Origin of the sequence: Frigoribacterium sp. CFBP 13712 (assembly GCF_014842255.1) — a bacterium.
Lineage (GTDB): Bacteria > Actinomycetota > Actinomycetes > Actinomycetales > Microbacteriaceae > Frigoribacterium.
Genome location: NZ_JACYVH010000001.1, coordinates 421992 through 436409, shown reverse-complemented (window position 1 = coordinate 436409; position 14418 = coordinate 421992). Strand labels below are relative to the sequence as shown.

Sequence of the window (14418 nt, the reverse complement as noted above, 5' to 3'; positions counted from 1 at the left end):
GCTCCCGGCCCTCGCAACGCCTCCGGCCGCACGCCGACCCGACGTGCACCGGCGCCCTACCCATCACCCGACCCGAGGTAGACACCTGAGATGAAGCTCGAACTGCGGGGCATCACGAAGCGCTTCGGCGCACTCACCGCCAACGACCACATCAGCCTGACGGTCGAGCCGGGTGAGATCCACTGCCTGCTCGGCGAGAACGGCGCCGGCAAGTCGACTCTGATGAACGTCCTCTACGGCCTGTACCAGGCCGACGAGGGCGACATCCTCCTGGACGACGTCGTCCAGGACTTCGCAGGCCCCGGCGACGCGATGGCCGCGGGCATCGGCATGGTCCACCAGCACTTCATGCTCGTCCCCGTGTTCACCGTGGCCGAGAACGTCATGCTCGGCCACGAGCAGACGAAGGCCGGCGGTCTGCTCGACCTGGCAGCCGCCCGGGCGAAGGTCCGCGAGATCAGCAGCCGCTTCGGCTTCGACGTCGACCCCGACGCCCTCGTCGAGGAGCTGCCCGTCGGCGTGCAGCAGCGGGTCGAGATCATCAAGGCCCTGTCGCGCGACGCCAAGGTGCTCGTCTTCGACGAGCCGACCGCAGTGCTCACCCCGCAGGAGACCGACGAGCTCATGGTCATCATGCGTCAGCTGCGCGACGCGGGCACGGCCATCGTCTTCATCACCCACAAGCTGCGCGAGGTCCGCGAGGTCGCGACCCGCATCACGGTCATCCGTCTCGGCCAGGTCGTCGGCGAGGCCGAACCGAGCGCCTCGAACGCCGAGCTGGCCTCGCTCATGGTCGGTCGCGCCGTCGAGCTGACCGTGCAGAAGTCCCCGGCCGAGCCCGGCGACGCGGCTCTCGTGGTCGAGAACCTCCGTGTCGTCGACCCCATCGGGCAGGTCGTCGTCGACGACGTCTCGTTCGAGGTCCGCCGCGGCGAGATCCTCGCGATCGCCGGCGTGCAGGGCAACGGCCAGACCGAGCTGACCGAGGCCATCCTCGGTCTGCAGCCCCGTGTCGAGGGCCGCGTGTCGCTCGACGGCAACGACATCACGGGGCGCAGCGTCCGCCAGGTGCTCGACGCCGGCGTCGGCTTCGTCCCGGAGGATCGCAACCAGGACGGACTCGTCGGCGAGTTCACCGTCGCCGAGAACCTCATGCTCGACCGCTCGCAGTCCGGTCCGTTCGTGAAGCGCGGCTCGCTGAAGCTCGCGCAGCTCGCCGCCTTCGCGGTCGAGAAGGTGCGCGAGTTCGACATCCGCACCCAGGGCATCGCGACTCCCGCGGGTCGCCTCTCGGGCGGCAACCAGCAGAAGGTCGTCCTGGCACGCGAGCTCAGCCGCGATCTGCGACTGTTCGTCGCCGCGCAGCCCACCCGGGGGATCGACGTCGGTTCGATCGAGTTCGTCCACAAGCGCATCGTCGAGACGCGCGATCGCGGCGTCCCCGTGATCGTCGTCTCGACCGAGCTCGACGAGGTCGCCGCTCTGGCCGACCGCATCGCGGTGATGTACCGCGGAACGATCGTCGGCATCGTGCCGGCGAACACGCCCCGCGAGGTGCTGGGGCTCATGATGGCCGGCGAGATGCCGCACGGAACGGAGCAGGCAGCGTGAGCGACGCCACCACCACGACGTCGGGCACGACGCCCCCGAGCACGCCTGGCGCCACGCCCGGTGCCGGCGCCGAGGGCGGCGACTCGCGCGGGTCGCGCCTCCTGAGGGAGCTCACGACCGGCAACGCCGCGATCTCGGTGCTCGCCGTCGTGCTCGCCCTGATCGTCTCGGGTCTCCTGATCGGCTTCACCGATCAGGACGTCCAGAGCACGATGGGCTACTTCTTCTCGCGCCCGACGGACTTCCTCCAGGCCTTCGGGTCGGCGGTCGGCGGGTCGTACTCGTCGCTGTTCCAGGGTGCGGTGTACAACTTCCGGGTCGACGGCTTCGCCAACGGGATCCGGCCGCTGACCGAGACCCTGAACTACGCCGTGCCCCTGATCGCCGCCGGGCTCGGGGTCGCCGTCGCGTTCCGGGTCGGGCTGTTCAACATCGGCGCCCGCGGTCAGATGCTGATGGCGTCCGCCGCGGCCGGCTGGGTGGGCTTCTCGTTCCACCTCCCGCTCGCTCTGCACCTGCCCCTGGCCCTGGCGGCGGGCATCGCCGCCGGTGCGCTGTGGGGCGGCATCGTCGGTCTCCTCAAGGCCCGCACCGGCGCCCACGAGGTGATCCTGACGATCATGCTGAACTACATCGCCTTCTACCTGCTGGCGTTCATGCTCCGCACGCAGGGTCTGCTCCAGGCCCCCGGCAGCAACAACCCGAAGTCGCCCGCGACCCTCGAGACGGCGATCCTGCCCGATCTGTTCGGTCCGAGCTACGGGCTGAACTGGGGCTTCATCCTGGTGATCGCGATCACCGCCGCCGTCTGGTGGCTGATCAACCGGTCGACGCTCGGCTTCCGGTTCCGGGCGGTGGGCGAGAACCCGCACGCGGCCCGCACCGCCGGCATGAACGTCAAGAACATCTACCTCTACGCGATGCTCATCTCGGGTGCGCTGGCCGGTGTCGCCGGGTCGACGCAGGTGCTCGGCACGCTCACCTCGGGCTTCACGTCGGGCATCGACGCCGGGATCGGCTTCGACGCCATCACCGTCGCGCTCCTCGGTCGTTCGCGCCCCTGGGGCGTCTTCGCGGCCGGCATCCTGTTCGGCGCCCTCAAAGCGGGCGGCTACTCGATGCAGGCGGCCAACGGCGTGCCGATCGACATCGTGCTCGTCGTGCAGTCCCTCATCGTGCTGTTCGTGGCGGCCCCGCCGCTCGTCCGCAGCATCTTCCGTCTGCCGGCCCCGGGCGCCCGTCCCGTGCGCAAGGCCTCGACCAAGGAGGCGGTGGTCACCAAGTGAGCACCCTCAGTCCCGACACCGCGGCACCCGCCGCCGCGTCGCCCGATCTGGCCCGTGCGGTGAGCCGCAGCTACAAGGCCCCCATCGCGTTCGCCATCTTCACGGTGATCGCCTTCGTCCTCTTCGTCGGCTTCGGACGCGACGGTTCGAGCACTTTCCGACTCGCCACGGCGCGCGACTTCTTCGCCCTGCCCGACGCGGTTCTGCCCTCGGCCGCCACGGGTCTCGTGCTCTCGATCGTGCTCGCGCTCCTCACGGCGGCGTCGGTCGCCCTGGTCGTCCGGGCGCAGCGCGTGCCGATCTGGCTGGTCGCCGTCTTCGGCGTGCTCTTCCTGGTCGCCTTCCTCACCTGGACGAGCGCCGGCGCGACGATCCCCGTGCCCGGCCTGCTGCTCGGCGCACTGGCGCTCAGCACCCCGCTCATCTTCGGAGCCCTCGGCGGAGTCATCTCCGAGCGGGTGGGCGTCGTGAACGTCGCCATCGAGGGCCAGCTGCTGGCCGGCGCCTTCGTGTCGGCCCTCGTCGCCTCGGCGACCGGATCGGCGTACGTCGGTCTCGTCGGCGCCATGGTCGCCGGCGTGCTCGTCTCGATGGTGCTGGCCGTCTTCAGCATCCGCTACATCGTCGATCAGGTCATCGTCGGCGTCGTGCTGAACGTCCTGGTGACGGGTCTGACCAGCTTCCTGTACTCGCAGGTGCTGGCGCGCTCCGAGTCGCTGAGCCGCGGCGTGCGGTTCCCGCAGCTGGACATCCCGGTGCTCAGCCAGATCCCGATCGTCGGGCCGGTGTTCTTCCGCCAGACGATCATCGTGTACCTGATGTACATCGCCATCGCGCTGGTGTTCTACGGTCTGTTCCGCACCCGCTGGGGTCTCCGCCTCCGCTCGGTCGGCGAGCACCCGCAGGCCGCCGACACCGTCGGCATCAAGGTCAACGCGACGCGGTTCTGGAACGTCTCGCTGGCAGGGGCCATCGCGGGGCTCGGCGGCGCGTACTTCACGCTCGGCTCGCTGGGCAACTTCCAGAAGGAGATGACGGCGGGCGCCGGCTTCATCGCGCTGGCCGCGGTCATCTTCGGTCGCTGGGATCCGATCCGGGCCACTCTCGCCGCCCTCCTCTTCGGCTTCGCGAGCAATCTGCAGAACGTGCTCGGCGCCATCGGCTCGCCGGTCCCGAGCGAGTTCATGCTGATGCTGCCGTACATCGTGACCATCTTCGCCGTCGCCGGTCTCGTGGGGCAGTCCAGGGGTCCGGCGGCGTCCGGCAAGCCCTACATCAAGTCGTGAGCGTCGTCGAGAGCACCGACTGGGCCGCGCTCCGCGACGCCGCCCGTTCGGCGATGGCCAAGGCGTACGTCCCGTACTCGAAGTTCCCGGTGGGTGCGGCCGCGCTGACCACCGACGGGCGACTCGTGTCGGGGTGCAACGTCGAGAACGCCTCGTACGGCATCACGCTCTGCGCCGAGTGCTCGCTGGTCAGCGATCTGATCATGTCGGGCGGCGGGCGCCTCGTGGCCTTCGCCTGCGTCGACGGGAACGGCGACGTGCTCATGCCGTGCGGCAGATGCCGTCAGCTGCTCTACGAGCACTCCGACGCCTCGATGGTGCTCGACACCGTCTCGGGCTTCAAGACCATCGACGAGGTCATCCCCGACGCGTTCGGGCCCCGCCAGCTCGACGAGTTCAGGGACTCGCGACCGTAACCAGACCGCGCGGGGCGACCCGCGCCTCCTCGGTGCCCTGCTCCTCCCGTCGTTCTGACATCATTCCGGAGGCGCGCCACCGGATCCGGGGAGCCGCCAGCACCGAAGGAGAATCATGGCCAGCATCGTCGAACCGTTCGACACCGTCGACCTCATCCGCGTCAAGCGCGGGTCGGGCGAGCTCAGCACCGCCCAGATCGACTGGCTGATCGACGCGTACACCCGGGGCTACGTCGGCGACGAGCAGATGGCCGCGATGACGATGGCGATCTTCCTGAACGGGATGGAGCGCCGCGAGATCCGCGACATGACCCTCGCCATGATCCGCAGCGGCGAGACCATGGACTTCGCGGGTCTGGGCAAGACCACCGTCGACAAGCACTCGACCGGGGGAGTGGGCGACAAGATCACGCTGCCGCTCGCTCCGCTCGTGGCCTCGTTCGGCGTCGCCGTGCCGCAGCTCTCGGGTCGCGGTCTCGGTCACACGGGTGGCACCCTGGACAAGCTCGAGTCGATCCCCGGCTGGCAGGCGTCGATCTCGAACGACCGGATGCGCGAGATCATGGCCGACAGCGGCGCGGTCGTCTGCGCGGCCGGTTCGGGGCTCGCGCCCGCCGACGGAAAGCTCTACGCCCTGCGCGACATCACGGGCACGGTCGAGGCCATCCCGCTGATCGCGTCGTCGATCATGAGCAAGAAGATCGCCGAGGGCACCGCGGCGCTCGTGCTCGACGTGAAGTTCGGCTCGGGAGCGTTCATCCAGGACATCGACCAGTCGCGTCTGCTCGCCCGCACCATGGTCGACCTCGGGACGGACGCCGGCGTGGCCACGACCGCGCTGCTCACCGACATGAACGTCCCGCTCGGTCTCACCATCGGGAACGCGCTCGAGGTGCGCGAATCGGTCGAGACCCTCGCCGGCGGGGGACCCGCCGACATCCGCGAGCTGACGGTCGCCCTCGCTCGCGAGATGCTCGCGTCGGCGGGTCTCCCCGACGCCGACGTCGAGGCCGCCCTCGACGACGGGCGCGCCATGGACGCCTGGAACCGCATGATCCGAGCACAGGGCGGCGACCCCGACGCCGACCTGCCGACCGCCCGCGAGACCCAGGTCGTGACCGCCGAGCGCTCCGGGTTCCTCACCGAGCAGCACGCCCTGCCGTTCGGCATCGCGGCCTGGCGGCTCGGTGCGGGGCGGGCGCGCAAGCAGGACCCGGTGCAGGCCGCGGCCGGCATCGAGCTGCACGCCAAGCCCGGCGACGCCGTCGTGGCGGGGCAGCCGCTCTTCACCCTGCACACCGACGAGCCGGAGCGGTTCGACCGCGCCCTCGAGGCCGTCCAGGGCGGCTGGGCGATCGGCGACGAGGCGCCGGCTGCGCGCCGCATCGTCGCGGAGCGCATCGCGTAGCAGGCGGCGTCCAGATCCGCGGTCGCGGGCGCGAGTAGATTGAGCCGTATGAGCGCACCGGACAAGGACTACCGCATGCCCGACGGGGGGCCGAGGCTCGCCTCGTTGCCGAAGGTGTCGTTGCACGACCACCTCGACGGCGGCCTCCGCCCCGAGACCGTCGTCGAGCTGGCCGCCGAGGCGGGTCTCGATCTGCCGGTGCAGGGCGGGGCGCAGGCTCTCGGACGCTGGTTCGTCGAGTCGGCGTCGGCCGGCAACCTGCCCGACTACCTCGCCACGTTCGACGTGACCGTCGGGGTCATGCAGACCGCCGCCGCGCTCGAGCGCGTGGCCCGCGAGTTCGTGCTCGACCTCGGGGCCGACGGCGTCGTCCACGCCGAGATCCGCTGGGCGCCCGAGCAGCACCTCCGCGGTGGTCTCTCCCTCGACGACGCCGTCGCCGCCGTCCAGTCGGGGATCGACGATGCGGTCGACGAACTCGCCGACGGCGGGCACGAGCTGTCGGTCGGTCAGATCCTGACCGCCCTGCGGCACGGCGACCGCTCGCTCGAGATCGCCACGCTGGCGGTCCGTCACCGCGAGACGGGGGTCGTCGGCTTCGACATCGCCGGGCCCGAAGAGGGGCACCCGGCCGGGGCGCATCGAGCCGCGTTCGACCTCCTGGCCCGTGAGTTCTTCCCCGTCACCGTGCACGCCGGCGAGGCCGACGGCCTCGACAGCATCCGCGGGGCCCTCCTCGACGGCCGGGCGCTGCGTCTCGGTCACGGGGTCCGCCTCGCAGAGGACATCCGGGTCGTCCGCAACCGCGGCGACCAGACGACCGTCGAGCTGGGGCCGATCGCGGCGTGGGTCCGCGACCGCGAGATCGCGCTCGAGCTGTCGCCGCAGTCGAACCTCCAGACCGGGGCGATCTCGGCCTGGGGCGCCGACCTCGACGACCACCCGTTCGATCTGCTCTACCAGCTGGGCTACCGGGTGACGGTCAACACCGACAACCGCCTCATGAGCGGCACGAGCCTCAGTCGCGAGCTCGCCCTGCTGACGCAGGCGTTCGACTATTCGCTGTCCGACCTGCAGGCGTTCCAGCTGAACGCCGCCGCGGCGTCGTTCCTGCCGTTGGAGGACCGCGACGACCTCGCCGACCGCATCGTGCGCGGCTTCGAGGCGGTCTGACGTGGCGCTCCCACCGCTGCCCGACAGCGCCATCGTCATCGCGACCCGGGTCGACGACTGGCGTGAGGCCGTCCACGTCGCCGGAGCGGCGCTCGTCGCCTCGGGCGCGGCCCTCGAGGGTTACGGCGACGAGATGGAGCGGATGATCGACGAGCACGGCCCGTACGTCGTCATCGCTCCGGGGCTCGCCCTGGCCCACGCGCGACCGGGTGACAGCGTCGTCCGCGACGGCCTCGCCGTCGTCACCCTCGCCGAGCCGGTGCCCTTCGGGCATCCGCACAACGACCCCGTCTCGGTCGTGCTGGGTCTCGCTCTGCCGACCGTCGGCGCTCACCTCGAGTCCGTCGCCGATCTCGCGAACGTCTTCAACGACGAGACGGTGATCCCCGCTCTGGCCGCGGCCACGACCGCGGACGAGATCAGACGCCTGATGGGCGTCCCGGCCTGAGCGCCGGCCCCTACCCCCGCTGCACCGAGACGGAAGCCATGTCATGAAGATCGTCACCATCTGCGGGGCCGGCATCGGCAGCAGCGGAATCCTCAAGGTCAACGCCGAGCGCGTGCTCGCCCGTCTCGACATCGAGGCCGACGTGGTGGCCGCCGACATCGGCTCCATCTCGACGGTCGCCGACGACGCGCAGGTCATCCTGACCTCGGCCGAGTTCGTGGAGGCGATCGGCAGCACGTTCGCCGACGTGATCGTCATCCAGAACCACTTCGACCAGCAGGAGCTCACCGAGAAGCTGCAGAAGTCGCTCGGCTGAGCGACGGGGCTGCGCGCCCCTGACCCTCAGGCCAGGAGCGCGCGCATCCCCGCCTCCAGGTCGGCGACCGCAGCCTCGGCGGCTGCGCGTCGGGAGATCGCATCGCCGTCGGTGCTCGAGGCGTCGATGTAGACCTTGAGCTTCGGCTCGGTGCCGCTCGGGCGCACGATGACCCTCGAGCCGTCGGTCAGCCAGTACCGCAGGATGTCGCCGGCGGGGAACGCGCCGAACCCGTCGCGGAAGTCGTCGACGCGGTCGACGCGTCGTGAGCCGATCGTCGACGGCGGTGACTGCCGGAGGCGCGACGTGAGGGCGCCGATCGTCGCGAGGTCGTCGACGCGGAGGGAGACCTGCGCCGAGGCGTAGGCCCCGAACCGCTCGTCGAACGCGACGAGGTGCTCGGCCAGGCTGGAGCCCGCCGTGTGCAGCTCGGTGGCGAGGGCGAGCAGGTCGACGGCTGCCGAGATGCCGTCCTTGTCGCGCACGACCTCGGGGTCGACGAGGTAGCCGAGCGCCTCCTCGTAGCCGTAGAGGAGCCCGCCGACCCGCGACACCCACTTGAAGCCGGTGAGGGTGTCGACGTAGTCGAGGTCGTAGACCCGGGCGATCTCGCGGAGCGCCGGCGACGAGACGATGCTCGCCGCGAGCGTGCCGTCGGCGTCGGCGCGCCGCGCGCGTTCCGCAGCTCGCCAGCCGAGGATCGCTCCGACCTCGTTGCCGCTCAGTCGACGCCAGCCGCCCTCGGACGGCACGGCGACGGCGAGACGGTCGGCGTCGGGGTCGTTCGCGATGATCAGGTCGGCGCCGACCCGGTCGGCCGTGGCGAAGGAGAGGTCCATCGCGCCGGGCTCCTCCGGGTTGGGGAACGCGACCGTGGGGAACGCCGCGTCGGGGGCGCTCTGCTCGCTGACGGGGATCGGCTCGGCGAACCCGGCGGTCGCGAACACCCGGCGCGCGACCTCCCATCCGACGCCGTGCAGGGCCGTGTAGACCACCCTCGGCTGGCGGCCCGTCGACGAGGTGCCGGCGACGGCGGCAGTCCGTCGGACGTACTCCATGACGAGGTCGTCACCCGCCGCGCTGTAGTCGTCGGATCGGGCGATGTCGGCGACCGACGATCGCGCGGCCTCGTCGATGCGGGCGGCGATCTCGCCGTCGACGGGCGACACGATCTGCGATCCGTCGTCGACGCCGCCGAGGTAGACCTTGTAGCCGTTGTCCTGCGGCGGGTTGTGACTCGCCGTGACCATCACGCCGGCGCTGACGTCGAGCTGACGGACGGCGAAGGCGAGCACGGGGGTGGGGAGCGCCCGCGGGAGGATCGTGGCGCGGACGCCCGCCGCGGCCATGATCTCGGCGGTGTCGCGGGCGAACACGTCGGAGTTCTTGCGCCCGTCGTAGCCGATGACGATCGACGGCTCGCTCTCGCGCCCGGTCAGGAACGCCGCGAAACCGGCGGCGGCCTGGGCGACGAGCACGCGGTTCATGCGCTGCGGACCGGCCCCGAGGGCCCCGCGCAGCCCGGCCGTGCCGAACTGGAGGCGCCCGGTGAAGCGGTCGCCGAGGTCGTCGGCCGCGTCGGCGTCGCCGTCGCGGGCCCGCGTGATCAGGGCGTCGAGCTCGTCGCGGGTCTCGACGTCGGGGTCCTGGTCGCGCCAGGCGACGGCGAGGGCGAGCAGTGCGTCGCCGCCGGTCTGCGCGGTACGGCTCACAGCGCGGCCACGATGCGGGCGAGGAGGTCGCTGATCACGGGCTCGGCCTCGCGGCCGGCCTCGAGCACCTCCTGATGGCTGAGCGGCGTGGTCTGGATGCCCGCCGCGAGGTTGGTGATGAGCGACATGCCGAGGATCTCCATGCCGGCCTGACGGGCCGCGATCGCCTCGAGCGCCGTCGACATGCCGACGATGTGACCGCCGATGGCCTTGGCCATCTGCACCTCTGCGGGGGTCTCGTAGTGCGGCCCGCGGAACTGCGTGTACACGCCCTCGTCGAGCGTGGGGTCGATCGACCGGGCGACGTCGCGCAGCCGCTTCGAGTAGAGATCGGTCAGATCGATGAACGTCGCGCCCTCGAGGGGCGAGTCGGCCGTGAGGTTGATGTGATCGCTGATCAGGACGGGAGTGCCGGGCTTCCAGGTCTCGCGGATGCCGCCGGCGCCGTTCGTGAGGATCATCGTGGTGGCCCCCGTCGCTGCGGCGGTGCGGACGCTGTGCACCACCCGGCGGACGCCGTGGTTCTCGTAGTAGTGCGTGCGGGCGCCGATCACGAGAGCGTGCTTGCCCGACGGCAGCAGGATGCTGCGGATCGAACCCGTGTGACCCACGACCGCGGACGCGCTGAAGCCGGTGATCTCGGTGGCGGGGACCTCGGCGACGGTCTCGCCGATCAGGTCGGCGGCCTTGGCCCAGCCGCTGCCCAGGGTCAGGGCGATGTCGTGGTGGGCGACGCCGGTCTTGTCGGCGATCTCGGCGGCGGCGGTGCGGGCGACCTCGAAGGGGTCTGCGGCGCGGTCGTCGAGCGGGTGCATGGTGGTCTCGGACATGCCCACCACTCTAGAGTCTGCGGCCGTCCCGACCTGCTCGACCCGCGCCTCCTCGGCGCTCCTCCCCGAGTCGGGATGGGCTGCACCGGATCGGGGGGAGGAGGGCGCCGGGGGCGATCAGTCGATGCTGAGCAGCACGTGACCCGACGAGACGGTCTGGCCGACCGTGGCGTCGATGCCCGAGACGACGCCGTCGCGGTGTGCGGCGACGGGCTGCTCCATCTTCATGGCCTCGAGCACGAGCACGAGGTCGCCCTTGACGACCTGCTGACCCTCGGTCACGGCGAGCTTCACGACGGTGGCCTGCATCGGCGACGTGACGGACGAGCCGGTCGCCGTCACGACACCCGAGCGGGAGGCCCCGCGGCGCTTCGGGGCGACCGAAGGAGGCGCGGTGCGGGCACCGAGACCGGCCGGCAGCGAGACCTCGACCCGCTTGCCACCCACCTCGACGACGACGGTCGTGCGCTCGTCGTCGGGTCGGGGGGCCTCGGCCTCGCCGCTCCAGGCGGGGATGGTGTTGTCGAACTCGGTCTCGATCCAGCGGGTGTAGATCGAGAACGGGGCGCCGTCGGCCGGCGCGAAGGCCGGGTCGTCGACGATGGCACGGTGGAACGGGAGGACGGTGGGGAGCCCGGCGACCTCGAACTCGGCCAGGGCCCGGCGCGAACGCTCGAGCGCGACCTCACGCGTGGGGCCGGTGACGATCAGCTTGGCGAGCAGCGAGTCGAACGAGCCGCTGATCTCGTCGCCGGCCTGAACGCCGCTGTCGACGCGCACGCCCGGCCCGCCCGGGGCCTTGAAGACGTGGACCGGGCCGGGGGCGGGCATGAAGCCGCGACCGGCGTCCTCGCCGTTCACCCGGAACTCGAACGAGTGCCCGCGGGCGATGGGGTCGTCGTAGTCGAGCACGCCGCCCTCGGCCAGACGGAACTGCTCGCGGACGAGGTCGATGCCGGTGACCTCCTCGGAGACGGGGTGCTCGACCTGCAGGCGCGTGTTCACCTCGAGGAACGACACCGTGCCGTCCTTGCCGATGAGGAACTCGCAGGTGCCGGCGCCGACGTAGCCCACCTCGCGGAGGATGGCCTTCGAGGACTCGTACAGCGCGGCGGTCTGCTCGTCCGTCAGGAACGGCGCGGGGGCCTCCTCGACGAGCTTCTGGTGCCGACGCTGCAGCGAGCAGTCGCGCGTCGAGACGACGACGACGTTGCCGTGCTCGTCGGCGAGGCACTGGGTCTCGACGTGTCGCGGCTGGTCGAGGTACTTCTCGACGAAGCACTCGCCCCGGCCGAACGCCGCGACGGCCTCGCGGGTCGCCGAGTCGAACATCTCGGGGACCTCGTCGCGGGTCCGGGCGACCTTGAGGCCGCGACCGCCGCCGCCGAAGGCCGCCTTGATGGCGACGGGGAGTCCGTGCTGGTCGACGAACGCGAGCACCTCGTCGGCACCCGAGACGGGGTTGAGCGTGCCGGGGGCGAGGGGTGCGCCCACGCGCTCGGCGATGTGCCTCGCGGAGACCTTGTCGCCGAGCTGCTCGATGGCCTCGGGCGACGGCCCGATCCAGACGAGGCCGGCCGCCTGGACGGCGCGGGCGAAGTCGGCGTTCTCTGCCAGGAAGCCGTAGCCGGGGTGCACGGCGTCGGCGCCCGAACGACGGGCCACCGAGAGGATCTTCTCGATGACGAGGTAGGTCTCGGCGCTCGTCGAGCCGTCGAGCGCGTAGGCCTCGTCGGCGAGGCGGGCGTGCTGGGCGTCGCGATCCTGGTCGGCGTAGACGGCGACGGAGCCGATGCCGCTGTCACGCGCGGCCCGGATCACCCGGACGGCGATCTCTCCACGGTTGGCGATGAGGACCTTGCTGATACGCGGCATAGTCCCTCAGCCTATTGGGCACCTCTCACCGGTCTTTGGCTGACGTGCACAAAAAGGCGCCGGAGGCGCGTGACGAGTCCTACAAGAGACCTGCGGTCGACGAGTTCCAGAGCTCGTGCCACGGCACGCCGAACCCGCGCACCATGGCTCGGAGCTCCGGCAGCGACAGGCCGACGACGGCACTCGGCGTCCCGTCGATGCGGGTGATGAAGGCGGCCGCTCGCCCGTCGATGGTGAAGGCCCCGGCCACCTCGAGGGGCTCGCCCGTGGCGACGTAGGCGGCGAGCTCGTCGGGGTCGAGATCGTCGGCGAAGGTGAGCGTCGCGCTCGCGACCCGACCCGCGCCTCCTTCGGGGTGCTCGCGGCTCCGACGGGGCGCCCCGCCCCGATGGTCGATCAGCCAGTGACCCGACCAGAGGGTGCCGTGACCGATCTCGGCCATCCGCCGCCAGCGCTCGAGGGCGATCTCGGGCTCGTGGGGCTTGCCGTGCACCTCGCCGTCGAACTCGAAGGCGGAGTCGCCGCCGAGGACGAGCCCGTCGAGGGGGAGGCCGTCGCGCCGGGTGTCGAGCACCGCCTCGGCCTTCGCCCTCGCCAGCAGCGCCACCGTCTCGGCCGCGGTCAGCGCCCGACCCGCGGCCGCTTCGGCGACGGCGACCGCCGCCTCCTCGTCGACCCCGGGGCTGATCAGGACGGGTTCGACGCCAGCCGACCGGAGCAGCGACAGACGGGCCGGGGAGGTGCTCGCCAGGAAGAGGGGAACGGTCATGTCGACCAGCCTGTCAGACTCGTCGTATGGGAGACATGCAGGGCCGAGAGGTCGAACTGGACGTGACGGGCATCGCACACGGGGGGATCTCGGTGGCGCGACTGGACGGCCGCGTCGTCTTCGTCTCGGACACGCTGCCGGGCGAGCGGGTCGTGGCGCGCATCACGGAAGACCGCAAGAAGTCGTTCTGGCGTGCCGAGACCGTGTCGGTCGTCGAGGCGAGCGAGCACCGCAGGCCTCACGTCTGGTCGGCCGCCGCGGTCGAGGTCGACCCCTCGGCGCGGGCCGGCGGCGCCGAGTTCGGACACATCGACCTGGCCCATCAGCGCGAGCTCAAGAGGCAGGTTCTCCGCGATGCGCTGACCCGCACCGGCGGTCTCGACGCCGAGCGGTCCGACGTCGAGGTCGCGGCCCTGCCGGGTGACGACGAGCGCGGCGGCACCGGCTGGCGCACGCGCGTGCGACTGCACGTCGACGCCGACGGACGCACGGGGCCGTACGCGGCACGGTCGCACACGGTCGTGCAGGTCGACGACCTCCCGCTCGCGACTCCCGAGCTCGTCGAGGCGGCGCCGCTCGGCGACGTCTTCCCGGGTGAGGCCCACATCGACGTGCTGGCCCCGAGCGTCGGCGGCGCCCGTCTCGTCATCGGCGACCAGTCGCGCACCACGATCTACGAGACGGTCGGCGACCGCGAGTTCCGACTCGACGACCGGGGCTTCTGGCAGGTGCACCGCGAGGCCGCCACGACGCTGACGGAGGCCGTCCAGCAGTCGATCCGACCCGACCTGTTCGACCCGAAGGCCGCGAACCTCGACCTCTACGGCGGCGTCGGCCTGCTCGCCGCGGCCGTCGGCGACGCCTTCGGCGCGGGGACCCGCATCACCAGCGTGGAGAGCGACGAACGCGCCACCGAGCACGCGTCCGAGAACCTCGCCGACTGGCTCGGCGCCTCGGCGGTGACCGGGCGGGTCGAGCGCTGGATCCGCCAGACCGCCGCCCAGGCGGGATCCCTCGACCGTGGTCGCTACGCCGCCTCGACCGTGGTGCTCGACCCGCCGCGGTCGGGCGCCGGTCGAGACGTCGTCACGGAGATCGCCGGGCTCGCACCGGCCCAGATCGTGTACGTCGCGTGCGACCCGGTCGCCCTGGCCCGCGACATCGCCCTGTTCCGCGACCTCGGGTACGACGTCGACGCGCTCGCCGCGTACGACCTCTTCCCCAACACCCACCACGTCGAGACGGTCGCGCGGCTCGTCCGGGCCTGACCCGTCGACGCGGACCCCGA

13 protein-coding genes are annotated in these 14418 nt (G+C 71.5%); 9 read left to right on the top strand and 4 right to left on the bottom strand.

Features of this window, described 5'->3' with window-relative positions:
• The first annotated feature begins 90 nt into the window (after nucleotides 1-90).
• From IFT51_RS01960 to IFT51_RS01925, 8 genes are all read left to right on the top strand, one after another.
• Nucleotides 91-1611 (top strand): ABC transporter ATP-binding protein, encoded by a 1521-nt coding sequence (locus tag IFT51_RS01960; RefSeq protein ID WP_192058584.1) that lies wholly within the window; start codon nucleotides 91-93, stop codon nucleotides 1609-1611.
• Nucleotides 1608-2897, top strand: a complete 1290-nt coding sequence (locus tag IFT51_RS14965) for an ABC transporter permease (RefSeq protein ID WP_192058582.1) — start codon at nucleotides 1608-1610, stop codon at nucleotides 2895-2897. The genes IFT51_RS01960 and IFT51_RS14965 overlap by 4 nt, the downstream gene beginning before the upstream one ends.
• Nucleotides 2894-4183: an ABC transporter permease gene (locus IFT51_RS01950; RefSeq protein ID WP_192058579.1), complete on the top strand. Its 1290-nt coding sequence runs from the start codon at nucleotides 2894-2896 to the stop codon at nucleotides 4181-4183. The genes IFT51_RS14965 and IFT51_RS01950 overlap by 4 nt, the downstream gene beginning before the upstream one ends.
• Nucleotides 4180-4599, top strand: coding sequence for a cytidine deaminase (locus IFT51_RS01945; RefSeq protein ID WP_308196149.1), 420 nt, complete (start codon nucleotides 4180-4182; stop codon nucleotides 4597-4599). The genes IFT51_RS01950 and IFT51_RS01945 overlap by 4 nt, the downstream gene beginning before the upstream one ends.
• Before the next feature lie 115 nt (nucleotides 4600-4714).
• Nucleotides 4715-6007, top strand: coding sequence for a thymidine phosphorylase (locus tag IFT51_RS01940; RefSeq protein WP_192058577.1), 1293 nt, complete (start codon nucleotides 4715-4717; stop codon nucleotides 6005-6007).
• Nucleotides 6008-6055: 48 nt separating this feature from the next.
• Complete coding sequence (locus IFT51_RS01935) at nucleotides 6056-7180, top strand: adenosine deaminase (protein ID WP_192058575.1); 1125 nt, start codon at nucleotides 6056-6058, stop codon at nucleotides 7178-7180.
• A gap of 1 nt (nucleotide 7181) precedes the next feature.
• The gene (locus IFT51_RS01930) at nucleotides 7182-7628 is read left to right on the top strand and encodes a PTS sugar transporter subunit IIA (protein ID WP_192058573.1); all 447 of its coding nucleotides are present in this window, start codon (nucleotides 7182-7184) and stop codon (nucleotides 7626-7628) included.
• 43 nt (nucleotides 7629-7671) lie between these two features.
• Nucleotides 7672-7944, top strand: a complete 273-nt coding sequence (locus tag IFT51_RS01925) for a PTS sugar transporter subunit IIB (RefSeq protein WP_192058570.1) — start codon at nucleotides 7672-7674, stop codon at nucleotides 7942-7944.
• 26 nt (nucleotides 7945-7970) lie between these two features.
• Here IFT51_RS01925 and IFT51_RS01920 read toward each other — a convergent pair whose 3' ends face one another.
• From IFT51_RS01920 to IFT51_RS01905, 4 genes are all read right to left on the bottom strand, one after another.
• A complete protein-coding gene (locus IFT51_RS01920; protein ID WP_192058568.1) occupies nucleotides 7971-9656 on the bottom strand; it encodes a phospho-sugar mutase in 1686 nt (561 codons plus the stop codon).
• On the bottom strand, nucleotides 9653-10486 hold the full coding sequence (locus tag IFT51_RS01915) for a purine-nucleoside phosphorylase (RefSeq protein WP_192058566.1): 834 nt from the start codon (nucleotides 10484-10486) through the stop codon (nucleotides 9653-9655). The genes IFT51_RS01920 and IFT51_RS01915 overlap by 4 nt, the downstream gene beginning before the upstream one ends.
• 117 nt (nucleotides 10487-10603) lie before the next feature.
• Nucleotides 10604-12361, bottom strand: a complete 1758-nt coding sequence (locus tag IFT51_RS01910; RefSeq protein WP_192058564.1) for a biotin carboxylase N-terminal domain-containing protein — start codon at nucleotides 12359-12361, stop codon at nucleotides 10604-10606.
• Between the two features lie 79 nt (nucleotides 12362-12440).
• Nucleotides 12441-13130, bottom strand: coding sequence for a nucleoside triphosphate pyrophosphatase (locus tag IFT51_RS01905; RefSeq protein ID WP_192058562.1), 690 nt, complete (start codon nucleotides 13128-13130; stop codon nucleotides 12441-12443).
• A 26-nt stretch (nucleotides 13131-13156) separates the two neighbouring features.
• On the opposite strand from IFT51_RS01905, the gene IFT51_RS01900 reads away from it, so the two are divergent.
• On the top strand, nucleotides 13157-14398 hold the full coding sequence (locus IFT51_RS01900; protein ID WP_192058560.1) for a class I SAM-dependent RNA methyltransferase: 1242 nt from the start codon (nucleotides 13157-13159) through the stop codon (nucleotides 14396-14398).
• The last annotated feature ends 20 nt before the right edge of the window (nucleotides 14399-14418 follow it).

Excerpts from the sequence above, each read along its gene's own strand:
- IFT51_RS01960 (WP_192058584.1), top strand. The coding sequence starts at position 91 with ATGAAGCTCGAACTGCGGGGCATCACGAAGCGCTTCGGCGCACTCACC.
- IFT51_RS01910 (WP_192058564.1), bottom strand. The coding sequence starts at position 12,361 with ATGCCGCGTATCAGCAAGGTCCTCATCGCCAACCGTGGAGAGATCGCC.
- IFT51_RS01935 (WP_192058575.1), top strand. The coding sequence starts at position 6,056 with ATGAGCGCACCGGACAAGGACTACCGCATGCCCGACGGGGGGCCGAGG.
- IFT51_RS01925 (WP_192058570.1), top strand. The coding sequence starts at position 7,672 with ATGAAGATCGTCACCATCTGCGGGGCCGGCATCGGCAGCAGCGGAATC.
- IFT51_RS01900 (WP_192058560.1), top strand. The coding sequence starts at position 13,157 with ATGGGAGACATGCAGGGCCGAGAGGTCGAACTGGACGTGACGGGCATC.
- IFT51_RS01915 (WP_192058566.1), bottom strand. The coding sequence starts at position 10,486 with ATGTCCGAGACCACCATGCACCCGCTCGACGACCGCGCCGCAGACCCC.
- IFT51_RS01905 (WP_192058562.1), bottom strand. The coding sequence starts at position 13,130 with ATGACCGTTCCCCTCTTCCTGGCGAGCACCTCCCCGGCCCGTCTGTCG.
- IFT51_RS01940 (WP_192058577.1), top strand. The coding sequence starts at position 4,715 with ATGGCCAGCATCGTCGAACCGTTCGACACCGTCGACCTCATCCGCGTC.